A 25693-nucleotide genomic window follows, 5' to 3' on the forward strand; every position below is an offset into this window, starting at 1 on the left:
TCCTTAGTGGAGGTCGAGCTTCCGAAGCAGATCGTCGAGGGTGTCCACGCCGTTCGCCGCGAAGGCGGCGAGCATCACGAGCGCGGCGGCATCCGCGTCGGCCTGGGCGTCGTGATGGCCGCCCGTCATGGGCACGCCGGTGGCCTCGGCGACGAAGGGCAGTCGGTAGGTCAGCAACCTCCGGGTCTGGCGGGCGACCACCAGCGAACACGCGTAGCGCACGCTCGGCCAAGGCGTGGAAGTCTCCGTACAGGCTGCCCGCAGGACTCTGAAGTCGAAGGCCGCATTGTGGGCGACCAAGGGTCGGTCGCCGGCAAAGGACAGGATGCTCCGCAGAGCTTCGGGCCAGGTCGGGGCCCCGAGACCGTGGACGCCTTGATTCCGTGCAGTTGCACGTTGCGAGAGGCGAACTCTCCAGTGCAGGCCGGTCGGACGAATGTGCGGTGTCTCGCGGTGATCGTACCGGCCTCGACCAAGCTCATGCCGACCTCGCAGATGCTGCCCGACGAAGCGTTGGCGGTCTCGAAGTCGATCGCGACCCAGTCCCTGCTCATCTCCCCCTGCGCACACGATTCACGGTCCGAGCACAGGATTGCAGGTTCTCTCAAGCGCCGAACTGGGCGGGTGCGTCCGGGGGTTGAGGGACCGTCAATCCGGAACACCAACCACAGGCGCCGGATATCCGTCGGCGGTCGCGGCACTCGGGATCGAGGACCGCAGTGGCCGGCCCCAAGGGGCAGATGCGGCTGTGAAACACGGCGGGTGTGGTGCATCCGGTTGGCGGACCTGGTCGGACGACGTCACGGCGGCGCGGACGGAGGGCGGAGCATGGTGCCGGAACTGGAGGCATTGGCCGCCGCCGGGTCTGTGTACCGCCGTCGACGCACGCGCCCTGATCCGTCGGAGGCTGTTGCGCGTCTCCCCCGACGGCCTGGTCGCCGCCATCGCACCGGGGGCGGCGTTGCGCTCGGGCGGTCTCGTCTGGGCGTGTTCGCGTTCCGGCGACACGCCTTGTCACATCGCGAAGTGAGTTCAGCTTTTGACGCGACCTCGGACGGCGAGGGCCTGTGTGACGATCGCCTCGCCGACCCCGGTCTCGGGCGTCGCACGCGTCAGCCGTCCACGTCGTGGCCGTCCGTTCGAGGGCGAGGAGGTTCAGGGGCTCGCGGGTAGGGGCGCGACCCACGACAGTGTCGTGCCACCGCCCGGTCGCCGCATCACCGTGAAGTCGCCGGACAGGGCGCGGGCGCGTTCGTACATGTTGTCCAAGCCGCTGCGTCGCGTGGGTTTGTCGGGTATCCCGATCCCGTTGTCGGTGACGCGCAGGTGCAGCACATCCGCGACGATTTCCGCCGAGATCTCGACCCGGCCGGCGGCTGCGTGTCGGGTGATGTTGGAGAGGGCTTCCCGCAGTACGGCGATGGCGCTGTCGGCGATGTCGGCTGGCACCAAAGTGTCCAACAGGCCGTCCAGACGCAGGCTCGGGCCGAACCCCAGGGTTGTCGCAGCCTGATCCATCTCGTCGAGGATGCGCGCGCGCAGTCCCGGGCCGCCGGCGCGGTCGCGGACCTTGAGGGAGAAGATCGTGGTGCGGATGACCTTGATCGTCTCGTCGAGGTCGTCGACGGCGCGTTCGACGCGTCGGGACGCCTCGGTGTCGGTGATCAGTCGGGTCGCACTCTGGAGCATCATGCCGGTGGCGAACAGGCGTTGGATCGCCAGGTCGTGCAGGTCCCTGGCGATCCGGTCGCGGTCCTGAAAGACCGTCAGGAGTTCGGCCTCCCACCGCCGTTCGGCGATCTCCAGGGCAAGCGCGGCATGGTCGGCGAACCTGGCGACGGTACGCACCACGCTGTCGGCGAACTCCGTGCCGCCGGCATTGTTCGCCACCTGGAGGATGCCACGGATGTGTCCGGGGCCGCCGAGCGGCACCATGAAGGTGGGCCCGAGGCCGAGCGAGGCGATCATCGAGCCCTCGGCCTGGGGATCCGCTCGGATGTCCGGACTGACGAAGACCTCGCCCGAGCTGTACATCTTCTTGGTGAGGGTCGACTTGGCGGGCAGCACCACGCCCAGGACCTGCTCGACCCGGTCCCCGTCCGCCGCCGTGACGACGAGTTCGGCAGCGCCCGTCACCGGCGCGACCACCATGACCAGGTCCGCCGAGGCCATCGAGCGCACGGTGGCGGCAAACGTGCTCAGCACTTGGCCGGGATGGGTGCCGGCGAGCAGGTTTCGGGTGAGTTCCGAGCCGGCCGACATCCACTGTTCGCGATGTCGGGCCTCGTCGTTGAGGCGGGCGTTGTCGATGACCACGCCCGCCGCGGCGGCCAACGTGCGCAGAAGGGCGTCGTCCTCGTCGGTGAAGTCGGCCCCACCGCGTTTCTCAGTGAGGTAGATGTTGCCGAAGACCTTCTTGCGGGTCCGGATCGGCACACCGAGGAAGGTCCGCATCGGGGGATGCCCCGGCGGGAAGCCGTGCGCGTTCGGGTGGGTGTTGAGATCGCGCAGGCGCAGCGGATGGGGTTCGCGGACGACGAACCCCAGGATGCCTCGTCCCGAGGGGCGGTCCCCGATGCCCTCGATGGTGGCGTCGTCGCCGACGGTCAGGAACCGGGCGAGCTGTTCCTCGTCGCCGATGACGCCCAGGGCGCCGTACTCGGCGTCGACGAGTATCACTGCGGACTCGACGATGCGTTGCAGCACGGTTTCGACGTCGAGGTCGCCGCCGACCGAGAGCACGGCCTCCAGCAGGGTGTGCAGCCGATCTCGGGTCGCCCACGCGCCGTCGAGCCCGGTCCGGGACTCGTCCGACCGCAGGCGGGGCGAACGGGGATGTGGCGTCGCTGCTTCGGTCATGTCATCCCCTAACTGCCCGTGCTCCCCAGACACACGGGATGCTCCGGGCGACGCCGGACCGGACCACTCCGCGTCACCCTGACTCGGACCGGCTGTGGCGTCATGACCAGCCTGTCCAACGAATCGAACCTCAAGCGGCATCGGCCGGTGAATTGCGAAATCCCCCTGCTGGGAGCGCTGCCGAGGTGAGCCGGACGCGCCCTCGAGCCCACATCGCACGTGGTGACGGGCGCGAGCCGATGTGTCGGCATACTCGCCGGTAGGGGGACCTACGGCCCTGTTGCGGCCCACTCGCCACGGTGACCCTGAGCGGACGTGATCGACTCGGGCACGATCGAATCCCGCCGGGGAGAACCTTCGGGTAGCCACTCGCCCTCGGCGGGTGAGCGGTCTCCGTTCGTCCGACGATTCATTCAGCAAGGAGGCTCATGTCGACAATCAGAGTATTTCTCCTGGACGATCACGAGATCGTCCGCCGCGGCTTGTGCGACCTGCTGTCGACGGAACCCGATATCGAGGTGGTCGGCGAGAGCGGGTCCGCGCAGGAGGCGCTTAGGCGCATACCCGTACTGCGGCCGCATGTCGCGGTCCTCGACGGCCGGCTGCCGGACGGCAGCGGGATTGATGTCTGTCGTACGATCCGCTCGCAGTGCCCGGAGGTCAACGCGCTGATCCTGACCTCCTTCGACGACGAGGAAGCGCTGTTCTCGGCGATCATGGCCGGTGCTCAGGGGTATGTGTTGAAGCAGATCCGCGGCAACGATTTGATCAACGCGGTGCGTGAGATCGCCGGCGGACGCTCGTTGTTGGACCCGGCAGTCACCGAGCGTGTGTTGGACCGTGTGCGCAGCGGACCACGGACCGACCCGAGGATGGCCTCCCTCACCGAGCAGGAGCGCCGCATCCTCGAGCTGATCACCGAAGGAATGACGAATCGTCAGATCAGTGGGCAGCTCCATTTGGCCGAGAAGACCGTGAAGAACTACGTATCGACCGTGCTGCGCAAGCTCGGACTCGAACGCCGAATCCAGGCGGCGGTGTTCGCCAGCAACCTGGAGGCCGGGACCGCGAATCGCTGAGCCCTCGCCCCGAAACGGGAGATGTCTCCGCGTAAAGGCTTCCGGGCCGCGCCTGCACGTCGATTTCCTCGATGACCTTCACGTCCAGACATGGCTCGGGCTCCGACCAGTGGACGAAGCCCTGAAACGCCGACTCCCAGGGCTCGACGGCCTCACGAGATCCGCCATCGGGACCTGGCTGTCCGCCGATCCCGCCCATGCGAACGTGAAGCCCGCGAACCGCCGGTAGGGGTCACTTCGGGCACCGACGGGGGCCGAACGGCCCTGCCGGGTGCGCCCGGTGGCAGTGAGGCTGTGGATGTCGATCGGGGCGTGTGGCGGGCTCGCCGCAGGCGCCCACGACGTTTGTTGTCGCATACCGAGACGCTGCGGAGCGCGCCATGACTTTCACCGGCACTATTCCCGACCTCGGTGTCCTGGTCGGCTACGACGGTTCCCCCGGTGGTGAACGCGCGCTCGCCTGGGCCGCGCGCACCGCCGCCGACGCCAAGACGCCGCTGTACATCGCCATGGCCATCCCCTCGGGCAGCTTGGGACACCGAAAGGACGCGGTGCCTCTGCGTGCGGGCGCCCGGCAACTGGTGGAGACGGCCGCGGCCGCGGTGCGCGACACCTATCCTCACCTGGTCGTGGAAACCACCCTGCCCGAAGGGCCGGCTGCGGATGTCATCCTGGAAACTGGTCGCCGTGCCGGCCTGATCGTGGTCGGCAGCCGCGGTCACGGCGGCTTTGTCGGGCTGGTCCTGGGTTCGGTGTCACTGCGCGTGTGTGCGCAGGCCACGTGTCCGGTCGTCGTGGTACCCGAGTCGGTCTCGACGGCGGGTCACAAGGACATCGTGGTCGGTGTCGCCGACGGAGCGCCCACCGCCGCCGTCGACTTCGCGGTCGCGCAGGCACGCCGTACAGGTGGGGACGTGATCGCCCTGCGCGCGTGGACGCTGCCGCTCACCGCGTTCGGGCCCGGCCTGGTCCCGCCCGTGATCGACGACACCGAACAGATCGCCGATGGACAGCGAACCCTGCTCGACGACATCCTGCGCCCCGTCCGCGCCCGAGCGCACGACGTCGCGATCGAGTCGGTCGTCAGGACCGGCTCGGCGGCCTCGGAACTGATCGAACTCGCGGCCGCCGCCGCACTGGTGGTCGTGTCGGCCCATCGCGGGCGCAGCGCATTCCCGATGCGGATCGGCCCCACCACACACGCCGTGTTGCACCACGCGCCCTGCCCGGTCGCGGTGGTCCCGGTCCCCCACGAGAGCCGAGGATGATCATGCCATCACGCCACAAGCGTCCGGGAAGATGGACTGCCGACCCGTCGGCGGCGAGGTTTGACGGGCTTTCCGAAGAGGTGACGGCGGGGACGGTCCGAACACTCGGCGAGGTGGTGCCCGAGCGGGTGTCGGCATCGGGCGGAGCTGACGTTTCCGGGCGTGAACTCGCGGAGATGACCGAGGAGGAGAGCTTCGCTCACGTCGCGCTTCAGCAGGTGGGGCGGATCTCCATGATCAACGCCCCGATCCCGTTCATCCTGCCCGTCAACTACAAGCCGGTCGGCAACGACATCGAGTTCTCGACTGCGGCGGACTCGATGACGGCGCGACCGAGTGGGCCTGTGCACTTCGAGGTCGATGAGGTGATCAACGCGGCCTCCATCGGCTGGAGCTCGCTCTTCTTCGGCACCGCCGAGTGGGTCAGGCCGCGTGAGGAGTCCGGCGACTCCGTCGCCTGGCCGCCGAACCACCGCGAAATCCGCATCCGCATCCGCATCCGGCCCTATCGGGTCGCCGGTCGCCGCGTGCGCCCCGTCATGGCGCCGCGCTGATGAACGCGGGATCGCCCGTCGGGCATCGCGTGCGCTCGTTCGCGGTGTTCGCGATCTCGACGATGGTCCTCACCTCGCTGATCGTGAGCTCGACCGCCGCGTACGCCTCCCCGACGACGCCCCTGTTGTTGTCCCTCTCGGTGGTGCTTCTCTCCGGCGCCCTGGTGACCTGGGCCATCCATCCGACGTGGAGCACGTCTCATGGCCACGCGGCCCCACGCCGGAGGCCGTTCGGCCCGAGTGCATCGTCGGACTTCGCGATGTGCTCGGAGTCCGGACATCTCGATGGTGCGACCGGCGTAGCCGCGAACGTACCCGTTCGGGTCGTTCCGCAGGCAGCGACAGGCAACGGCAACGAGAAAGCAGAGGCGCACGATGACCACGACAGCCGAAGCAGCGACCGCGACCCCGACGGCATGGCGGGGATTCGCCGGACGGGAATGGAGGAGATCGGCCTGCACACCGCGCTGGACACCTCCGGGTTTCTCGGCGCACGCGCGGACGATCGCCGCCTCGCCGACACCGATCTGGTCCTGCTCGACATCAAATCGTCCGACGCGGCAGGCTACCGGGCCCTCACCGGAGCGGAGCCGGCTCCGACGCTCGACTTCGCGCGCCGTCTCCAAACCCTCGGCACCCGCACCTGGATCCGATTCGTGCTGTGCCCGGGCTCACCGATGACCCAGCGACGATCGACGACTTGGCGACCTTCGTGGCGGGACTGCGCAATGTCGAGCACGTCGACGTCCTCCCCTTCCACAAGCCGGCTCTGCCCAAGTACGAGGCACTCGGCATCGCCTCCCCACTCCGCGACACGCCCGTCCCGGACCGGACCCTGATCGAGCGTGTGCTCGGGCAGTTCCGTGCCGTCGGCCCGAACGCGTACTGAGGAGCCGCGGAAACACGCGGACCGCCAAGCGCCCGGCCTGCGGTGCCGAACGGCACCACGGGTCGGGCCGACCGGCCCTGTGCCGACCGAGCCGGCGCAGCGAGTCTGGAAACGACCGATATAGCCGCTCGGACGGCCCGTTCCCCCGGCACGAAGAGGACGTCGACATGACCGTACGAGTGGGCATCAACGGATTCGGGCGTGTCGGACGCAACTATCTGCGCGGTGTCCTGGAACGCACCGGCGGCAACGAGCATCGGATCCAGGTCGTCGCGATCAACGACATCGCCCCGGCCTCGACCCTGGCCCACCTGCTCCGCTACGACTCGACGTACGGCACCCTGGCCCACCGGGTCGAATCCAACGAACAGTCCATCACCGTGGGCGGGATACGGATCGGAGTGACAGCACGGCGCGACCCTGCCGCACTGACCTGGGGCGATCTGGGCGTGGACGTCGTGATCGAGGCCACCGGCCACTTCCGGGCTCGCGACGACGCGGCTCTGCACCTGAAGGCCGGAGCGTCCAAGGTCCTCATCTCCGCGCCGGGCACACACGTCGACGCGACCGTGGTCATGGGCGTGAACCAGCACGAATACGACCCGGAACACCACCACGTGGTCTCCGCCGCGTCCTGCACCACCAATTGCGTCGTGCCGATGCTCAAGGTCCTGCACGACGAATTCGGCGTCCGCAACGGACTGATGACGACGATCCACGGCTACACCAACGACCAGGCGCTGCTCGACGGCCCGCACAAGGATCTGCGCCGGGGCCGATCCGCCGCCGTGAGCATCATCCCCACCAGTACGGGAGCCGCCCGCGCCGTGGGCCTCGTACTCCCGGATCCGGACGGGGTCCTGGACGGCGTCGCCGTGCGCGTGCCCGTCGTGGACGGCTCGCTGACCGACCTGACGGTGGTCCTCGGACGAGAGACCGAGGCAGCCGAAATCAATGCCGCGTTCGAGACGGCCGCCGCCGAAGCCCTGCACGGAATCCTGCGGGTGACGCGCACCCCGATCGTCTCGCGTGACGTCATCGGCGATCCGGCCTCGTGTGTCATCGATGCCGAACTGACCCAGGCGCGCGGCGCGTTGGTCAAGGTCTTCGGCTGGTACGACAACGAGTGGGGGTACAGCAATCGTCTCCTCGACCTTACGAGTACGTCGCCGCCCGGCTCTGAACCCGAGCGGAACACATCGATCACGATCCGGCACCACCCGGTGTCCCGCGCGCAGCGTCCCTCGGCGCGCGGTCCGGGGAGGCGGTCCGGCCCCGCACCAGCCGAGCACGGTGAACGAAGGACACAACAATGGTCACGCGAGTGAGCGACTTCGCCGACGGTTCCCGCGAGGCGGCCGACCTGCTCGGGGGCAAAGGGGCCAACCTCGCCGAGATGACCCGACTCGGACTGCCCGTACCCCCGGCTTCACCGTCACCACCGAGACCTGTTGGGAGTTCCTGCGCACCGGCACGGTGCCGGCGGGACTGGACGACGAGATCCGCCTGCACCTGGCGCGCCTGGAGCGTGCGACGGGACGCCGGCTCGGGCAGGCGGACGACCCGCTCCTGCTCTCCGTACGTTCGGGGGCCCGGTTCTCGATGCCCGGCATGATGGACACGATTCTCGACATCGGGCTCAACGACGACTCGGTGGTGGGGCTGGCGAAATCCTCCGGACGCGAGCGCTTCGCGTGGGACTCGTACCGCAGGCTCGTCCAGATGTACGGCAGCACCGTGAGGGGTGTCGACCCGGTCGTGTTCGAGACGGCTCTCACCCGGCTCAAGGCGGAGCGCGAAGTCACCGACGACCTCGGCTTGGACGTGCACGATCTGACCTCGCTCGTGGCCGAGTTCAAGGTGTCGATTCGTCAGGTCTGCGGCACGGAGTTCCCACAGGACCCGCACGAGCAGCTGGACCGCGCAATCCTGGCGGTCTTTCGCTCGTGGAACGGCGAGCGGGCCGGGATCTACCGACGACGCGAACGCATCTCGGACGACCTCGGTACCGCCGTCAACATCCAGGCCATGGTCTACGGCAATCTCGGCCCGGACTCCGGGACGGGCGTCGCCTTCACCCGCGACCCGGTCACCGGTCGCCCCGGGATCTACGGCGACTACCTCTCCGATGCGCAGGGCGAGGACGTCGTCGCGGGTATCCGCAACGCGTCTCCTCTCCAGGACCTGGCGCGTCTGGACCCCGACTGCCACGCACAGCTCTGTCGGCACCTGGGTGTGCTGGAGAACCACTACCGCGACCTGTGCGACGTGGAGTTCACGATCGAGCGCGGCCGGCTGTGGATGCTGCAGACCCGGATCGGCAAGCGGACGCCGGAAGCCGCGTTCCGGATTGCCGCAGACCTGGTGGACGAGGGGCTGATCACCCGCGCCGAGGCCCTCGAACGGGTCGGCAGCGGGCAACTCGACCAGCTCCTGTTCCCGCGCTTCGACGTGCGCCAGGCCGGTACACCGCTCGCCCACGGGATATCCGCGTCGCCGGGGGCGGCCGTCGGCACCGTCGTCTTCGACAGTGCCACCGCCGTGCGACGCGCGGCCACCGGCGAGAAGGTCGTGCTCGTGCGGCGCGAGACCACGCCCGACGACCTGGCGGGCATGATCGCCGCCCAGGCCGTACTCACCAGCCGAGGCGGCAAGACCAGCCACGCCGCCGTGGTGGCCAGAGGGATGGGCAAGGTCTGCGTCTGTGGCGCCGAGGAACTCGACGTCGACATCGAGCAACGCCGGTTCACCACGCCCGACGGAACGGTCGTGGCCGAAGGCTCGATCGTCTCGGTCGACGGGACGGCCGGCACCGTGTACTTGGGCGCCATGACGCTCGTGGCATCCGCGGTGACCACCTACTTCGAAACCGGTGCACGCTCGGCCGGGGTGGTCGACGCGGTGGCCCGACTGTTGGAGCACGCCGACGGCGTGCGCGAGATGGCCGTGCCGGCGAATGCGGATACGCCCGAAGACGCCTCCAGGGCACGGAGGTTCGGCGCGCAGGGTATCGGCCTGTGCCGGACCGAGCACATGTTCCTGGGCGAACGGCGACGCCTGGTCGAAGAGATGATCCTGGCGCGCACGGACGAGGAGCGGCAACCGGCCCTCGACGCCCTACTCCCGCTCCAGCGGGATGACTTCACCGCAATCCTCGCAGCCATGGACGGTCTGCCGGTCACGATCCGCCTCCTCGACCCGCCGCTGCACGAGTTCCTTGCCAACCGGGTGGAGTTGGCCGTTCGTATCGCGTCCACGCGGGCCAAGGGCGGCACTCCCGACCCGCACGACGTGCGGTTGTCGGATGCCGTCGAGCGCATGCACGAGGTGAACCCGATGCTGGGGCTGCGCGGCGTACGACTGGGCCTCGCGGTGCCGGGGCTGGTCGCCATGCAGGCACGCGCCATCGCAGAGGCGGTGGCGGCTCGGCTGGGCGTCGGCGGCGACCCTCGTGCGGAGATCATGATCCCGCTGGTCGGTGCCGTCGAGGAACTGCGCATCGTCCGCGACGAGGTCGAAAAGGTGCTCGCGGACGTCTTCGACGCCTGCGACGCGACGGTCACCTGCCCGATCGGCACCATGATCGAACTGCCCAGGGCCGCTCTCACGGCGGGCAGCATCGCGCAGGCCGCCGACTTCTTCTCCTTCGGCACCAACGACCTCACCCAGACCACGTGGGGCTTCTCCCGCGACGACGTCGAGGCATCGTTCTTTCCGCTCTACCTGGACCGCAGGATCTTCTCCGTGTCGCCCTTCGCGACCATCGACCGCGAAGGCGTCGGCCGACTGATCCGGATCGCCATCGAGGACGGCCGCGCCATCCGGCCCGACCTGAAGATCGGCGCCTGCGGCGAACACGGCGGCGACCCCGACTCGATCCACTTCTTCCACACGGCGGGCGTCGACTACGTCTCCTGCTCACCATTTCGCGTCCCGGGCGCTCGCCTGGAGGCGGCCCGCGCGGCACTGACCACCCCCCGCGTGGCATCCCGCTCCACCCGCACCAAGACGGAGGCACCCATGTCCAACCACACCGAACAGACCGCAAGCACCCATTCCCCCCTGCCCGAGGTCGGCAGCGTGATGCACAGCCCCGTCGTCTCGGTCGGCCGCGAGGAGACGCTGTGGGCCGCGATGAGTCTCATGCTCACCACGAACCTGCACCACCTCGCGGTCGTCGACGCCGGTGGCGCCTTCGGACTGATCAACGACCGCGACCTCGCCGCCGTGTGGGCCACGAACCCGCTCGGGCTCAAGAACCTCACCGTCGAACACGTCCTGGGCGACGTCCGGGCAGTCGTCGTGCCGACGACCGATGTGGTCATGGCGGGCGAGGTGATGCTGCGTCAAGCGGTGGACGCGGTACTCGTCATCGACGAATCAGGCTCGGCCGTGGGCGTGTTGACCGACCACGATCTGCTGAACGTGTTCGTCGGCCTCCACCGCGCCGGCGATGACCGGCGTCTGCCGCGGGATCGCCGGATCCCGCAGGCCTGACCCGCGCATGCCGATGGGCGTGACTCCAGGATTCCTGGGGTCACGCCCATCGGCATGCGCGGTGCTCTGCGTGGCCCGTGCTGTCACGGCTCGGGTGATTCGACACCGAAGCACAGGCCGGTCGGTCCGGTGCTTGGGGCCACTCGTCCCATGGAGTCGTCGGGTGGCTCCCGATGAACTGCGCTCCACGGGGCATCGACGGTGTTCGGCACCGTGTCCAACGCGGCGCTGCAGAAGTCGAGTGCCCCGTTCACCGACTCGGCCAACGCGATCTTCGGCGGCGAATGGGCCGGCAACGCCGTCGCGATAGCCGCGATCATCTCCGGACTCGGTGCGCTGATCTGCTGGACCATGATCGTCGCCGAGATGCCGATGGCCGCGGCCAAGGACGGTCTGTTCCCCTCGGCGTTCGCGCGAACCCGGCGCGACATACCGGTGTTCGGCATCGTCGCCTCGACGCTGCTCGCCTCGCTCCTGACCGTGGTCAGCTACACGCGCTTCGACAAGGTCTTCACCACGCTGGTGCTGCTGTCCGTGCTCACCGCCGTCATCCCCTACATCTTCAGCGCCGCGGCGCAGCTCTTCTGGCTGCTCACCCGAGGTCGTGAGACCCGGTGGCCGCACCTGATCCGGGACTGCGGCGTCTCCGCCGTCGCGCTGGTGTTCTCCTTCTGGTCGCTGGCCGGGAGCGGCTATCAGGCCGTGTACTACGGCCTGTTCGTCGTACTACTCGGACTGCCGGTCTACATCTGGCTCAAGGTGGGACGCAATGAATACGGCGAGGGCCCGGTCGTCCCGGCCGGCAACGACCCGGCGGATCCGGTGGTCGACCCGGCGCCGGAATCGGCGCGGGTGGATCCCGCCCTTCCGGGGCACTGAAACACGCTTCGCCCGCACCAGGGCGTTGCCACGGCGCGGGCCCTTCACAGGGGGCTGTGGCGGCGCCCAGGTGCGGGCGAAGTCGCGCTCGGGTGTCGACGTGGAGGATGTCGAACACGACCGGAGGGAAGACGGGTTCGTCCTGCGTGATGTCACGGTCCGGTTCGATGCTTTCGGGCGCCGCTGGGGGTTGACGATCCCAGGCGCCGAGGCGCAGGCACTTGCCCGCGCTGCGCAAAAAGAGATGAGCGGCTGCATGTGCGGCAGCCGCTGCATCAATGCGTATCTCAGGTGTGCCCCGTGTCACGAATCGCCGGGACGCTGAACCAGGAGTCCGTTCACCAGCTCCGAAGTCACCTGAATCCACGTGTATTTCGCTTCGTCGCCCGGCTCCGTCGGCAGCAGCCGGTCCAACCGCTCGATCTCCGCTTGGTTGTCCACCGGGCTGGACGTGCCGGTCACCGTGGCTGTCCAGCCGGTCCGGGCGGCGGCGTCGATGCGGTCAGCTTGAAAAGCGACGATCGTGTCCAGTGCGGCATGGGCCAGCGCGGAGTCGAACAGGGTCCGAAACACCACGCAATCGCCGTCCACAGCGAACAGGACCGGGTAGACGGCGGGGAGCGCGTCCTCGGTCACCACCACGCGCCCCACCGGTACTCCCGTCATCAGGTCGAGCGCTTCCCGACGGCCGAGAGGACGCCTCGTTGTCGGCCTATCGATCATGGCTTCAGCCCTCGATTCCACTGTGCGGTCCCGGCTGTTGCCGAGAGACTGTCGGCCGCTCGGGAGCGGTGTCGAAACCTCAAGGTGATGGTGATGTCCGGTGAATCAGCGATATGACGCGCGGTCGATCCCGTATCGGATGAAAACGCCGGCGCCTTCCCATCCGGCGCTGATGCGCGCCGGGACGAGATGGTCGCCCAGTGCCTTCTCGTCCTCGAAGCACGCCGTGAACCGGTGTTCCCGGAACGCGCCGCCGCCGGGGTTGCCCCAGCGGGGCAGCGAAACCGAGGTCAGGGCGCCGCCGGGCCCCACCACGACAGTCACCACATGCGGATGTCCGGCGACGACGAGGTGAGCGCGAGCCGAGTGATCGTCCACTGCCTCCCACACAACCGAGGGGTGCAGTGCGAACGTCGGCATCATGACGAACTCGCCGGCCAGTCGTCCCGCTGCGCTGCGGCTGACGTCGGGCCCGGCCGCGTTGATGAGCGGGAGAACTCCGAACAGCCGCCAGCGCATCTCCCCGACTCCCGAGCCGAGGCGGTCGAATCCGGCGATCCGGATGCCGGCCGGCCCATGCACGCGAGCGGCCCAACAGAACCCGGCCGTGGGTGCCAGGATCTGTCGGGCCTCGAAGCGCATCCATCGGCCGAGCTTGATCCGTCCGTGCATCCACAGTTCGACGGAGACGGGGGTGCCGGGGTTCGCCGGCAGGGTGTGGTCCAGCCAGCGCCGCACGGGCACGGGAAGGTCGGCTCCCGGGTTCAAGATGAAATTGTCGATCGGCGCGCCGCGTTGGGTCAGCGCCAGCCAGTTGGCGAGCGCGGTGGGGGTGAGAAGAGCGGGCGGGGAGGTCGATGCGCTGGTGGTCACGGGTACTCCTTGCGGCGTGTCCCGACCGGGGTCGACAAGTCAGAGCAGCCGGCGGTTGCGGCCGACGATGGTGATGCGCGCCCAGCGGGATCCCAGGCGGAGACGGCCGCGGATCGCGAACGCGGCCAGGGCGATCAGGGCGAGGGCATGGATCAGGTGGTAGTCGACGAACGGGTTCTGCGCATGCCCTACCGATGACAGAAAGCACGGAGCCGGGCGCCTTGTTCTGCGGTGAGTCCGGACGTCACGACCAGCAGGGCTCGCACCCCCGCGCGCCCACAGTCCTCCGCGAGGTCGGGAACGGCTGCCGCCGGCACCGCGACGGTCACCAGGTCGGGCGCTTCCGGCAGGTCGTCCGGGCCCCGATGGGCCCGAACCCCTTCGACCGTGCACGCTCGGATGCAACACACTCACGGTGCCGCGGAACCGGCGACCCCGAGTACGACCGTGCGCTCGTCGCCGTCTCCCGACGCCGGTATGGACACTCCTGGGCGAACCACAAGCACCGGGCACTTCGTGTACGCCGCGACGGACAGGCTCACCGATCCGAGCAGAAGTTCCGCGCCGTCCGCACCGACGATCACGCGCGGTTCGGTGTTGCCTGTCATGTGTGTTCCCCTCTCGGATCCGTCCGTGCGGCCCACCCTGTCCCCGCGCGCGATCGTGCGGCAGGGCCGACCGGCCCACCGCGATGAGCCGGTCGGCCCTGAACCGCCGCGTGGGCTGGATGCACGATGGGGGACGGGCAGTGGCGACACATGCCCGACTCCCGAACGCCCTGTTCCGTGTGCGATTCGCCCGAGGAGAAGCTCGATGACGCTTTCCCTGCCGACCGCGCCGCCCGGGGCGGTGACCGACGTCGCCTCCGCCGCCGCGCTGTCGGTTTCGGATGTCCTGCGCGGGCTCGACGTGGACGCCGCCTCGGGGTTGTCGGGCGAGGAGGCCGCGAAGCGGCGCACCCGGTACGGCCCCAACGCCGTGGCCTCGCATCGCACCCACCTGTGGGCCGTGCTCTGGCATCAACTGCGGTCGCCGTTGCTCGGCCTGTTGCTGGCCGCGGCGGTGGCGTCCTATCTGGTCGGCGAACGCGGCTCGGCGGTGATCATCGGCGTGATCGTCGCCGTGTCGGTCGGCCTCGGTTTCGTCAACGAGTTCCGGGCCGAACAGGCCGCCGAGGCGTTGCACTCGCAGATCCACCACCGGTCGATCGCCGTCAGGGACGGGCGTTCGCTCTCCGTCGATGTGACCGAGCTGGTTCCCGGGGACGTGGTCGACCTTCGGCTCGGCGACATCGTCCCCGCCGACCTGCGGCTCCTGGAGGTCAGCGGTCTGGAATGCGACGAGTCGGTGCTGACCGGCGAGTCGCTGCCCACGGACAAGGGCACCGACCCGGTGCCACCGCGCACCCCGCTCGCAGAGCTGTCCGGGTGTGCGCTGATGGGCACCGAGGTGCATGCCGGCAGTGCCCGGGGCGTGGTGGTCGCGATCGGCGCCGGGACCGAGTTCGGCAAGATCGCCGCCGGGTTGGGCACTCGGCAGCAGGACACCCAATTTCAGGTGGGGCTGCGCAGGTTCTCGATGCTGCTCGTGTACGTCGCCGGTGCGCTGACCACGTCGATCTTCGTGCTCAATGTGCTGCTGGACAAGCCGATCATGGACGCGCTGCTGTTCTCGCTGGCGATCGCGGTGGGCATCACCCCGCAACTGCTGCCCGCCGTGGTCTCCACGAGCCTGGCGGCCGGATCACGGCGGATGAGCCGGCGCAAGGTGCTCGTCAAACGACTCGTGTGCATCGAGGATCTCGGCGACGTGGACATCCTGTTCACGGACAAGACCGGGACGCTCACCGAGGGCCGAATCGACTACATGCGTGCGGTCCCCGCGGACGTCGACGCCGGTGATCCCGCAGCGGCGCTGGGCTGGGGACTGTTGTGTACCGAGACCAGTGCGGGTGACGAACACGCCGTCGGCGGGAATCCACTGGACAGCGCGCTGTGGCAGTCGCCTGCCGCCGAGCACGCGCGGTCGACACAGGCCGGATGGGTCCGGCTCGACGTGCTTCCCTTCGACCACGAGCGCCGGATGGTCTCGGTGCTCGTCCGTGGCCCGCGGGCGCAGCTGATCCAGGTCACCAAGGGCGCCCCGGAAACCGTCCTGGAACGCTGCGTGGACGTCCCGGAGGCGGTGCGCACCGCCCTGGCAGCGGAGTTCACGGCCGGCAATCGGGTCGTGGCCGTGGCCACCCGATCCGTCGCCGAGGCCCGCCGGCCCACCCGGGAGGACGAGCGGGACCTGCGCCTCGAAGGGCTGCTCGTCTTCCACGACCCGCCGAAGGCAGACGCCGCCGAAGCCCTGCGGCGGTTGGCCGACCTCGGCATCACCGTCAAGGTCGTCACCGGCGACAACGCCGAGGTCGCGGTCAAGGTCTGCCGGGATCTGGGACTGGTCGACGGAGGCGTGCTGACCGGCGTCGACGTCGACGCGCTCGACGACACCGCCTTGACCGCCGCGATCGCCAACACCACCGTGTTCGCCCGGGTCGGCCCCGAGCACAAGGCCCGCATCGTGCGGGTGCGCCGCGGCAGCGGTACCGGCGGCGTCGCGTTCCTGGGCGACGGCGTCAACGACGCGCTCGCGCTGCACGCCGCCGACGTGGGCATCTCCGTCGAGTCGGCACACGATGTCGCCAAGGACGCCGCCGACGTGATCCTGCTGGAGAAGAACCTCGACGTTTTGGCGGACGGCGTCGCCGAAGGCCGCCGGATCTTCGCCAACACCATCAAGTACGTCTTGATGGGTACCTCCAGCAACTTCGGCAACATGGCCTCCGCCGCCGGCGCGTCGCTGTTCCTGTCCTTTCTGCCGATGCTCCCGTCCCAGATCCTGCTCAACAACCTGCTCTACGACACCGGCCAACTCGCCATCCCCACCGACAACGTCGACGACGAACAACTGCGCCGGCCCTCGCACTGGGACATCGCCTTCATCCGCCGCTTCATGTTGTGCTTCGGCCCACTGAGTTCGGTATTCGACTTCGCCACCTTCGCGGTCATGTTGTGGGTCTTCGACTCCGGCCCGGAGCAGTTCCGCACCGGATGGTTCGTCGAATCCCTGGCCACCCAGGCCCTGGTGATCTTCGCGATCCGCACCCGGCGCGTCCCGTTCTTCCGCAGCCGGCCCAGCCTGCCACTGGCCCTGGCGACCCTGGGCGTCGTGGCCGTCGGGATGCTCATCCCGGCCACCCCCTTCGCCCACACCCTCGGCTTCCGCCCGCTGCCCGCCGCGTTCTTCGCCGCCCTCGTGGGTATGGTCGTCGGCTACCTCGCCCTGATCGAAGTGGGCAAGCACCTCTTCTACCGCGCTGCGGCGGTCGACGGCCCGCGCCGGCGCACCGGCGACGAACTCCGGCACCTGCGTCGTCGCGCCGCGTACTTCAGCACCGGTATGCGTCGTTCGCAGGCTGCTCCGCGGTGACGCCGGCTACCCGCCCTGCCTCCGCGTGACCAGGTGTCTTCCCCTCAACGGGCCACTCGGCCCTGGCGACGATCCCGCCGCCCACGCAGGCGGGTGACGTGGGCCACGGCTCCCACGACTGCCGCCGCGAGGTGCCGGCAGCCCCAACCACACACCACAGGGAGATCGGCATGCACACGGACAGCGAGCACCGGGCGTCGGACGTCGCAGCCATGGCGGCGCGAGTGCACGAGGCGTACGAGGCCGCCATGGAACAGCACGATCGCCGGCGGCGGATCGTGGTGGGCCTGGACGGTTCCTACGGGTGCGTCGTCGCGCTGCGCTGGGCTGCAAAGCAGGCGAGCGAGCGGGGATCGGTGCTGGACGTGGTGTCGGTGTGAGAGCAACTCGCGGACGCAAAGCCGGACTTCCCGGGCAGTGATGCCCCGGTGGAGGTGGCCCGTGAGCGCCTGCAACACGCCTTGGGCGAGTTGTTCCGCAACCGGGACGCGCCACCCCGGGTGCCGGCCGCCCCGATCGAGGGACCGCCCGGCAGCGTGCTGGTGGACCGGGCGCGTGACGCGGAGCTGCTGGTCCTGGGCACGACGGGCATCAGCTCGCCGGAGATCCCCGGCGGGGTCGGCCTGTATTGCCTGCGCCACAGTCGCACGCCCGTGGTGTTCGTACCGAGCCCGGAGTAAGGAGGAGCCCTCGCTTGCGATAGGTGAAGGGGGCGGGTGAACCCACCGTGTGGTGGGTTCACCCGCCCCCTTCACCTATCGCAAGTCGTCCATCGGCCGGTTGGACGACGCGACCCGTTCGGCAGAGGCATATCCCCCTGCCGATCATCGATCGGCCGGTTCCGATCGCCTGCCCGCCGGATCGGGGATCGGCGCCGCCTCGGCGGACGCGATCGCCGCACGATCGCTGCCGATGCCTCGGATGAGGGCGCGGGTCCACCCGGCGGCGCGTGCGGCGGCGAACCCGACGCACAGGCCGATCAGGGCCGGGATGAGATCCGCGGCAGGGAGGGTTTCGGTACCCAGCAGTTCGCGCAGCCACGGGAGGTAGACGCCGGCCAAACCGAGCGCGGCGGAGGCGAGGGCGGCGATGGGCAGGAACGGGTTCGCCCGGGCGAAGAGCCGGGTGCGCAGGCCCAGGACGACGCCGAGTTGGGCGCCCAGGAGGGTAAGGAACAGCAGGGTCTGCCAGGCGCGGCCGGTGTGGTCGGCCCAGGTGCCCACCGCGAGGCTGATCGCGGTGACGACGGCGCCCAGGCGGACGACGCGCTGCCACAGGCCGTCGCCGAGGATGTTCTGCTGCGGCGGGCGCGGTGGGCGGCGCATGGTGCCCGGGTCGATCGGTTCGGCGCCCAAGGCCACCCCGGTGAGGCCGTGGGTGAGCAGGTTGATCCACAAGATCTGGCCCGCCACCAGCGGAATCGGCATCCCGAGCGCGGGCCCGAACAGCATGATCGCGATCTCCGCGACACCGCCCGACAGTGCGTACAGCAGGAAGCGGCGGATGTTGTCGTACACCCGGCGGCCCTCCTCCACGGCGGCGACCACAGTGGAGATCTCGTCGTCGGCGAGCACCACGTCGGCGGCCTGGCGGGCGACCTCGGTACCGCGCTTGCCCATCGCAACACCGATGTCGGCGCGCCGCAGCGCCGGACCGTCGTTGACGCCGTCGCCGTTCATCGCGGTCACCGCGCCGTGCGAGCGCCAGGCCTGAATGATCGTCAGCTTCTGTTCGGGGGTGGTGCGCGCGAACACGCGGGCGGAGGTGAGGTCCAGGGTCGAGTCGGCGCTCATGTCGGCGCCGGTCAGGACGGCGACATCCCGTTTGCCGACGATCCCCAGGCGCAGTGCGATCGCGCGGGCCGTGGCGGGGTGGTCGCCGGTGATCATCACGGGGGTGATACCGGCGGCGCGGCAGGCGGTGATGGTGGCCCGCGCGCCGGCCTTGGGCGGGTCGGCGATCGCGATCAGGCCGAGCAGCGTCATACCCGCCTCCACCGACTCGGCCCTTTCGGGCAGGGCTTGGAGCCCGCGCGTCGCGAGGGCCAGGACGCGGTAGCCCGCGGCGGCCAGTTCGTCCGCCGCATGTCGGGCGATTCGCAGGTCGGTCGGGTCCGTCGTGAGGAATTGCGAGGTGAGCACGACTTCGGGGGCGCCCTTGAGGAATGCTCGCAGGTCGCCGTCCGGGCCGCGGTGGATCGTGGTCATGCGCTTGCGAACACTGTCGAACGGGGCTTCGGCAAGGCGGGCATGGCAGGCCCGCAGGAAATCCCGGTCGAGGCCCGCCTTGCCCGCGGCGGCGACGAGCGCGCCCTCGGTGGGGTCGCCCAGGGCCCGCCACTCGGTGTTCGCGGTGTCCGGGGGTACGAGCGTCGCGTCGTTGCACAGCACTGCGGCAGTCAGCAGTTCGCGAAGTCGCGGGACAGTCTCGACGTCCAAGGTGGAACCGGCGGCGCGGAGTTGGCCGACCGGGCCGTATCCGCTCCCGGTGAGTTCGGCCGTTCCGGTCGCGGTCCACAACCGCTCGGCGACCATGCGCCCCTCGGTCAGGGTGCCGGTCTTGTCGGTGGCCAACACCGTCACCGAGCCCAATGTCTCGACCGCCGAAAGGTTGCGCACGATGGCGTGCCGGGCGGCCATGTGCCGCGCTCCCAGGGCCAGTCCGAGGGTCACCACCGCGGGCAGCGACTCGGGCACGGCGGCGACCGCGAGGCTGATCGCGGTGATCGCCATCGCCTCCACCGGTTCGCCGCGTAGCAGGCCGAGGCCGAACACCACGGCGCACAAGGCGATCACCGCGACGGCGAGCACACGGCCCAGCTGCGCGAGCCTGCGCTGCAACGGAGTGGGGCCCGGGCGCTCCCGCATGAGCACGGCGATCCGGCCCAGCGCGCTGCCCGCGCCGGTCGCGATCACCTCGACCACGGCTCGGCCGCGCAGCACGACCGTGCCCGCACCGAGCAGGTTGTCGGGGTGTACCTCATCGACCGGATCCAGGGCGGACTTGTCCACCGGCATCGCCTCGCCGGTCAGTGTGGACTCGTCGACGAGCAGGGCCGACCCCTCAACCACGCACACATCCGCGGGAACGACGTCTCCCTCGACGAGGAGCACGACATCCCCCGGAACAAGTTCGGTGGCGGTGACTTCGCGCTCGACCCCGTCACGGCGTACCCGAACGGCGGGCGTGGCCAGGTCGGACAAGGCGGTCACCGCGTGGTCGGCCCGGATCGCCTGCACCACGCCCACCACCGTGTTCACGGTGACCACGACGAGGATGATCGCGGTATCGGCCAGGTCACCGGTCACCGACGTCAACACGGCGGCGGCGAGCAATACCAGGACCAGCGGATCCCGCAGTTGCGCCACCACTCGCACCCACACGGGCGTCTGCTCGGCCCTTTCGATCGTGTTGGGTCCGTACTCGGCGCGTTTCACGGCCACTTGACGCGCGGTCAGTCCGGTCACGTACTCCGTGGATCGCGTCGGGAGGTGTCGGGTCGGGGCCTCGTGCATCGTTGTCCGCCCTTCGAGGGGATGCGCGGTGGGGTCGGGGGGAGGGGATGCGAGGCGGGGTCGGGGCGAGCCGATCAGCGCTCTTCCGGTTCCTCTGCGTCGTGCGTCGCGGGCACGATCACCAGCGGGCAGTACGCGCGATGGATCAGTCCGTGACTGACCGAACCGAGCAGCATGCCCTCGAAGCCGCCAAGTCCTCGCGTACCCACGACCAGGCACAGGGCGTGCTCGGACACCTGCACGAGGGTGGCGACGGGATGCCCGACCAGGACGTCGCGGGTGACGGTGACCTCGGGGTGCTTCTCGCTCCACCCGGCGAGCGTCTCGGCGAGGCGAATTCGACCCTCCTGCATCTCGTCCGGGATCGAGATCCCACTCATCAACCCGGCGAGGGGTTGCCGCACGTGCACCGCCAGCAGCGGCAGACCGCGCACGGAAGCCTCCTCGAACGCGTACGCCACCGCAGCCTCCGACCGCCGCGACCCGTCCACCGCCACGACGATCCGCCGCGCGTCGCCCGCCTCCCGCTCACTCGCGCGCACCACGACGACCGGACACGCCGCGTGCGCGGTGACGGGCACCGCGATGCCGCCGGTGGTCATCAGCTCCGTCACCGACGAGAGGTGTCGCGAGCCCAGGACGAGCATCGCCGCTCCCATGGCCCGCTCCCTCAGCACGTCCACCGGTTCACCGTCGACGAGATCGGTCTCGACGGTCAACTCGGGGTGCCGGCCCGCCGCCTGGACGCGGGCTTCGTCGAGCGCGAGCCGTCCCGCGTTGCGAAACCGCCCCGGCCAGGTCTGGTGATACCCGTCACCCTTGGTGTCGCGGTCGATGCCGATCGGCCAGTCCAGGGCGTGTACCAATAGCAGTGGGAGCCTTCTCCGGGCCGCTTCGTCCGCCCCCCAGGCAATCGCGAGCCTCCCACCGTCGGTGTTCTCGACACCGACGACGATGGGCGGCAGACCTGCGTAGGTCGTCATGGGGCTCTCCGTTCGACCACGGCCGACACGATGTCGGCCGTTTGAACCGTGCTCCCCGCGCGGAGTCCGCGACAGGGCCGGTCGGCCCTCGTCCAGGTGACCGATGGTCTCTTCGGGCGACGAACTCGACTGCTCCGAGGCAAGGTCGTCCCGATGCCCACAGGCGGTACGGACGCCTCGTGCGTGTCTCCGCCCGGGCGCCGGTGCATCGCTGTGTTGGGGACCGGCACCGACTCTCGGCCGGGTCCGGGGATGCGCCGGCCCGGTCCACGGGCTCCGGCACGCCGGGATCGTGCTCCGCTTCGTTCGGTGGAGCGGAAACGAGTGGGCGTGGCCGTCGACGAAGGGATCTCGTCGGCGGCCCACGTGAAAGCGTCCTGTCGTACTTGCCTACGGAACGGTGACGATCGGTCCGCCGTTGACCGGAACGTCCTTGTCGAGTGCGGTGATCGGCACCAGACGCGGGGCGGGGACCGGGGTGGTAGGCGGCTTCTGCGGGGTTGCGGCGGCTGCTTCGCGGGCGAGGAAGGAACCGAGTTCGCCGATCGTGCTCATCAGTGGTGCGGGGAAGACGACGGTGGTGTTCTTGTCCACGCCGATCTCGACCAGGCTCTGCAGGTTGCGCAGTTGCAGGGCAAGCGGGTGGGCCATCATGGTGTCCGAGGCGTCGCCGAGTGCGGCGGCGGCGAGGGATTCGCCCTCGGCGTTGATGATCTTGGCGCGCTTCTCCCGCTCGGCCTCGGCCTGGCGGGCCATCGCCCGCTTCATGCTTTCCGGTAGCTGGATGTCCTTGAGCTCCACCAGGGTCACCTGCACGCCCCATTCGACGGTGGTCACGTCGAGGATCTCGCGGATGTCGACGTTGATCCTGTCGGTCTCGGACAACGTCTCGTCGAGCGTGTGCTGACCCACCACCTTGCGCAGCGTGGTCTGCGCGATCTGGTCGATCGCGGATTCGACGTTTTCGATCGCGATGACCGATTTCACCGCGTCGTCGACGCGGTAGTAGGCGACGGCGGAGACGTCCACGCTGACGTTGTCGCGGGTGATGATGCCCTGTGACTGGATCGGCTTGGTGACGATCCGCAGCGACACCCGGTGCAGGACGTCGACGAAGGGGATGATCACGCGCATTCCCGGGGGCCGGGAGCCGCGCAGGCGCCCGAAGCGGAACAGGACGCCCTGCTCGTACTGCTTGACGATTCTCACGCCCATGCCGAACAGGATGAGGAGGAACAGCAGTACGCCGAGGGTGATCAGGATGGCCACGATGTGCCTCTGTCCGATGTGTGGGTGACGCGGGGTGGAGCCGGAGGGCTACATACCGACTGTCGCGCGGCCTGCGCGGCGTCGGCAGGGCCGATCGGCCCCGGATGCCGGGCCGTTCGGCGCGGAGTGGGCCGTGGGAACAACCCCGACGGGCGGGACACTTCTCCGGACCACCGTGGCGATCGCGCGATGCGTTCTCCGAAAGGTCCCGGTGATTTTCCGCGATGTCACTCGGCGGTCAGCGCGGACTCGATCCTTGTGGCCCGTACAGGTCCAGGAGCCGGGGCCGCCGGCCTGGAGGCGATCGGCGACCACGTGTGATCCTGACCTCGTACAACGACGAGGAAGCACTGTTCGCGGCGATCCTGGCAGGCGCGTCCGGCTACGTCCTCAAGCAGATCAGGAGCAGGGATCTCGTCGCCGCGGTGCGCACCGTCGCGGCCGGGCAATCGTTGCTCGACCCGGCGATGACCACCCGAGTCCTGGACCGGGTCCGCAGCGGGTCGGTGGCCGATCCGGGGGCGGCGGGATTGAGCCGTCGAGAGCAGCAGGTCCTGGCACACATCGCGGAGGGTCTGACGAACCGCGAGATTGCCGCGGCCCTGGGTCTGGCGGAGAAGACGGTCAAGAACTACGTCTCGGCCGTGCTCAACAAGCTGGGCGTCGAACGCCGCGTCCAAGCGGCCGTGTACGAGACCGAACGGCGCCACGACCACGACGAGCACCGAACCTGAGCCTGCGCCCGTTCGCTCGCTCGCCTCGGCGAGGTCGGCCGAGGAATCGCAAGGGCGTCGTCCCGTCGCCGAGCCGTCGCACAGTCGTGTGTTGTGGCCGGATGCGCGTCCGCCTCGAAGCCAACACCGCGCACGTGGCGTTCCCCGTCACCGACAACGGCCCCGGCATCCCCGAACCCGCTCGCGCATCGGTTCTCGGGAACGGGCGCGCGCCCGCCAGGGCTGCACCGGCGGGATCCCGGCCACCGAACGATTCCCGATCCGGGCGAGGTCCACGTCAAACGGCGAGCCGAGCCGGTTGGGCAGGATCAGTGCGCCGTTTCACTCGGCGCTGGATCGCCCCTACAGGGGGCCGAGGTTCGGAAGGAGATGACCTTGGGGCTACCCGCCTGACCTGGACGCAAAAGCGCGAGGGGACAACAGCATGGCGGGAAAGCGTGGAGCGTTGAGAAGGCGTCGAAGGCGCTGCCGCGCAAGGCCCGCGTGATACGGCGAAAGCCATACTGCCTGACGCCCAGTCACCAGCGGTGGAATGCGCACACCCTGCGACACGACGTCTTGGGTCGCAGCCGTCGGCATCGGACGAGTCCGAGTTTCCTCGTCTCAACCCTTCCGGTCGGCGGGCGGCGGACAGCGAGTTCGCTCAAGGGGACGGATGGGCGGCCTACGTCACGCTCGATACGTCCAGCGCAAGGGGAATACGGGATGGCCTAAGGGGCGCGAGCCCTATGGCTACGGAGGGGTCGTAGTAGTCGTCGGAGTAACGCCCGACCGAGGAGGACGGGAAAGCCGTCCGCACGGGCGAAGGGCCCCAGGTGTCAACTGATCGTCCATGTTGGTGAGGTATGCGAAATGCAGAGCGCCGAGTCCGTACTGGGGATCATCCGTGAACGCGGCAGAAAGGGGTTGCCACTGGAGCGTCTCTACCGGTGCTTGTTCAACCGGGATCTGTACCTGCTCGCCTATGGGCGGATCTATCGCAACGGCGGTGCGATGACGCCCGGCATCACGGCCGAGACTGTGGACGGCATGCGCCTGGCCAAGATCGAGGCGATCATCGACGCGCTCCGAAGCGAGCGCTACCGGTGGTCGCCGACGCGCCGCGTCCACATTGCGAGGAGTTGTTCGCGCGTCGCCACGATGTCTTCCGGGGAGTGCGGGTCGGCCAGGCCGATCTCGATCGCCGTGCGTTGGATGGTCAGTGGCGTACGCAGTTCGTGTGAGGCGTTGGCGACGAACAGGCGCCTGCTGTCGAAGGATTTCTCCAGGCGATCGAGCATTCCGTCGAACGTGTCGGCGAGTTGCTTGAGTTCGTCGTCCGGGCCCGGCATGGCGATCCGCTCGTGCAGGTTGTGTTCGGACAAGCGGCGTGCCGTCGCGGTGATCTTGTGGACCGGGCGCAGCACCCGGCCGGCCATCCACCAGCCGACCAGGATCGAGGTCACGGCCAGCAGCAGTGCCGCGATGAGCACGGTCAGCAGTTGACTCATCGTCACGTCCTGACCTATGTCGACGGCCCGCCGGATCGCGTCCGCGGGGATTGTCGTGCCCTGGGCCTGCGGACCCGGTGCCGCTTGCGTGGGCTGGGCCTGGCCCACGTACCGGGGGTCGCCCTCGTTCGCGCCTGTGGGCACGCCCGTCGTATTCAGCACCAGTGTCTTCGCCATCGCAGTGGGCAGTTGCCGGGACAACCGCTGGTCGACGAACCAGTACACGATGCCCAACAGGACCGTGCCGACCACGAGCGACATGCCGCCGTACATCAGCGCGAGTCGGGCCCGCGCCGACGGCCGGCGAAACAGTGCCCGGGAGAGCAACCTCGCGGTCTCGACCGGGCCGCACGTCCCGGTTGGCCCGGGCGCGGTTGGCGGCGGCCTCCTCGGCGGCGCTCGGGGTGTCGCCGAGCGCCGCCAGGCTCTCCCACGCGTCGGCGCGGTGGTCGCACACGGCCGCCAGGCACTCGCCGGTCCACCCTGCCCGCACCGTCGAGGACGTCAGCGCGATCAGGTTCGCGATCTCGTGGGCGGGATGGGCGGTCGTGACGTCGATCAGGTCATAGCGGTGCTCGTCGATCCAGGTCTGCCGCCGGTCCCGAAC

At 69.3% G+C, this 25693-nt stretch carries 17 protein-coding genes and 6 pseudogenes; 12 read left to right on the plus strand and 11 right to left on the minus strand.

Annotated features, from left to right (window positions below; all coding sequences use genetic code 11):
* Positions 1-3 precede the first annotated feature (3 nt).
* Both OG948_RS35095 and OG948_RS35100 read right to left on the minus strand, forming a co-directional pair.
* Positions 4-570, minus strand: a complete 567-nt coding sequence (locus OG948_RS35095; RefSeq protein ID WP_331769058.1) for an exonuclease domain-containing protein — start codon at positions 568-570, stop codon at positions 4-6.
* 585 nt (positions 571-1155) lie between these two features.
* On the minus strand, positions 1156-2859 hold the full coding sequence (locus OG948_RS35100; RefSeq protein ID WP_331769059.1) for a GAF domain-containing protein: 1704 nt from the start codon (positions 2857-2859) through the stop codon (positions 1156-1158).
* A 428-nt stretch (positions 2860-3287) separates the two neighbouring features.
* Here OG948_RS35100 and OG948_RS35105 point away from each other — a divergent pair, with 428 nt between their 5' ends.
* From OG948_RS35105 to OG948_RS35115, 3 genes are all read left to right on the plus strand, one after another.
* Positions 3288-3938 (plus strand): response regulator transcription factor, encoded by a 651-nt coding sequence (locus OG948_RS35105; RefSeq protein WP_331769060.1) that lies wholly within the window; start codon positions 3288-3290, stop codon positions 3936-3938.
* A 380-nt stretch (positions 3939-4318) separates the two neighbouring features.
* A complete protein-coding gene (locus OG948_RS35110) occupies positions 4319-5206 on the plus strand; it encodes a universal stress protein (RefSeq protein ID WP_331769061.1) in 888 nt (295 codons plus the stop codon).
* Between the two features lie 176 nt (positions 5207-5382).
* Positions 5383-5760 (plus strand): pyridoxamine 5'-phosphate oxidase family protein, encoded by a 378-nt coding sequence (locus OG948_RS35115; RefSeq protein ID WP_331769062.1) that lies wholly within the window; start codon positions 5383-5385, stop codon positions 5758-5760.
* Here OG948_RS35115 and OG948_RS35120 read toward each other — a convergent pair.
* Positions 5744-5938, minus strand: coding sequence for a hypothetical protein (locus tag OG948_RS35120; protein ID WP_406300945.1), 195 nt, complete (start codon positions 5936-5938; stop codon positions 5744-5746). The genes OG948_RS35115 and OG948_RS35120 overlap by 17 nt on opposite strands.
* Before the next feature lie 265 nt (positions 5939-6203).
* Between OG948_RS35120 and OG948_RS35125 the strand changes: the two are divergent.
* The 5 genes and pseudogenes from OG948_RS35125 to OG948_RS35145 form a co-directional block, all read left to right on the plus strand.
* Positions 6204-6649 (plus strand): annotated as a pseudogene (locus tag OG948_RS35125) (pyruvate formate-lyase 1-activating enzyme); the annotation flags it as partial.
* Positions 6650-6816: 167 nt separating this feature from the next.
* Positions 6817-7977 carry a type I glyceraldehyde-3-phosphate dehydrogenase gene (gap, locus tag OG948_RS35130; protein WP_331769063.1) on the plus strand — a complete coding sequence of 387 codons (1161 nt, stop codon included), beginning with the start codon at positions 6817-6819 and terminating at the stop codon, positions 7975-7977.
* A pseudogene (ppdK, locus tag OG948_RS35135) lies at positions 7962-10618 on the plus strand (pyruvate, phosphate dikinase); the annotation flags it as partial. The gene gap and the pseudogene ppdK, both read left to right, overlap by 16 nt.
* Before the next feature lie 114 nt (positions 10619-10732).
* Entirely contained in the window at positions 10733-11146 is a 414-nt protein-coding gene (locus tag OG948_RS35140) for a CBS domain-containing protein (RefSeq protein WP_331773389.1), read from the plus strand.
* 201 nt (positions 11147-11347) lie between these two features.
* The gene (locus tag OG948_RS35145; protein WP_406300438.1) at positions 11348-12025 is read left to right on the plus strand and encodes an amino acid permease; all 678 of its coding nucleotides are present in this window, start codon (positions 11348-11350) and stop codon (positions 12023-12025) included.
* Between the two features lie 303 nt (positions 12026-12328).
* Here OG948_RS35145 and OG948_RS35150 read toward each other — a convergent pair whose 3' ends face one another.
* The 4 genes from OG948_RS35150 to OG948_RS35165 all read right to left on the minus strand — a co-directional run bounded on the left by OG948_RS35150 (position 12329) and on the right by OG948_RS35165 (position 14229).
* A complete protein-coding gene (locus OG948_RS35150; protein WP_331773390.1) occupies positions 12329-12748 on the minus strand; it encodes a pyridoxamine 5'-phosphate oxidase family protein in 420 nt (139 codons plus the stop codon).
* 105 nt (positions 12749-12853) lie between these two features.
* A complete protein-coding gene (locus OG948_RS35155) occupies positions 12854-13621 on the minus strand; it encodes a DUF6544 family protein (RefSeq protein ID WP_331769064.1) in 768 nt (255 codons plus the stop codon).
* 188 nt (positions 13622-13809) lie between these two features.
* Entirely contained in the window at positions 13810-14031 is a 222-nt protein-coding gene (locus OG948_RS35160; RefSeq protein WP_331769065.1) for a CoA-binding protein, read from the minus strand.
* Positions 14032-14229, minus strand: a complete 198-nt coding sequence (locus OG948_RS35165; RefSeq protein WP_331769066.1) for a universal stress protein — start codon at positions 14227-14229, stop codon at positions 14032-14034.
* Between the two features lie 205 nt (positions 14230-14434).
* On the opposite strand from OG948_RS35165, the gene mgtA reads away from it, so the two are divergent.
* Together mgtA and OG948_RS35175 are read left to right on the plus strand one after the other, a co-directional pair.
* A complete protein-coding gene (mgtA, locus tag OG948_RS35170; RefSeq protein ID WP_331769067.1) occupies positions 14435-17095 on the plus strand; it encodes a magnesium-translocating P-type ATPase in 2661 nt (886 codons plus the stop codon).
* 248 nt (positions 17096-17343) lie between these two features.
* Positions 17344-17775, plus strand: a pseudogene (locus OG948_RS35175) (universal stress protein).
* A gap of 144 nt (positions 17776-17919) precedes the next feature.
* On the opposite strand, the gene OG948_RS35180 reads toward OG948_RS35175, so the two are convergent.
* The 3 genes from OG948_RS35180 to OG948_RS35190 form a co-directional block, all read right to left on the minus strand.
* Positions 17920-20562, minus strand: a complete 2643-nt coding sequence (locus OG948_RS35180; protein WP_331769068.1) for a cation-translocating P-type ATPase — start codon at positions 20560-20562, stop codon at positions 17920-17922.
* 122 nt (positions 20563-20684) lie between these two features.
* Positions 20685-21593, minus strand: a complete 909-nt coding sequence (locus tag OG948_RS35185; RefSeq protein ID WP_331769069.1) for a universal stress protein — start codon at positions 21591-21593, stop codon at positions 20685-20687.
* 390 nt (positions 21594-21983) lie between these two features.
* The gene (locus OG948_RS35190) at positions 21984-22808 is read right to left on the minus strand and encodes a slipin family protein (protein ID WP_331773391.1); all 825 of its coding nucleotides are present in this window, start codon (positions 22806-22808) and stop codon (positions 21984-21986) included.
* A 371-nt stretch (positions 22809-23179) separates the two neighbouring features.
* On the opposite strand from OG948_RS35190, the pseudogene OG948_RS35195 reads away from it, so the two are divergent.
* Positions 23180-23596: pseudogene (locus OG948_RS35195) on the plus strand (LuxR C-terminal-related transcriptional regulator); the annotation flags it as partial.
* An 852-nt stretch (positions 23597-24448) separates the two neighbouring features.
* Positions 24449-24715 (plus strand): annotated as a pseudogene (locus OG948_RS35200) (hypothetical protein); the annotation flags it as partial.
* Here the strand turns inward: OG948_RS35200 and OG948_RS35205 are convergent.
* A pseudogene (locus OG948_RS35205) lies at positions 24712-25347 on the minus strand (HAMP domain-containing protein); the annotation flags it as partial. The pseudogenes OG948_RS35200 and OG948_RS35205 overlap by 4 nt on opposite strands.
* Between the last annotated feature and the right edge of the window lie 346 nt (positions 25348-25693).

Source organism: Embleya sp. NBC_00888, from assembly GCF_045207655.1.
Lineage (GTDB): Bacteria > Actinomycetota > Actinomycetes > Streptomycetales > Streptomycetaceae > Embleya.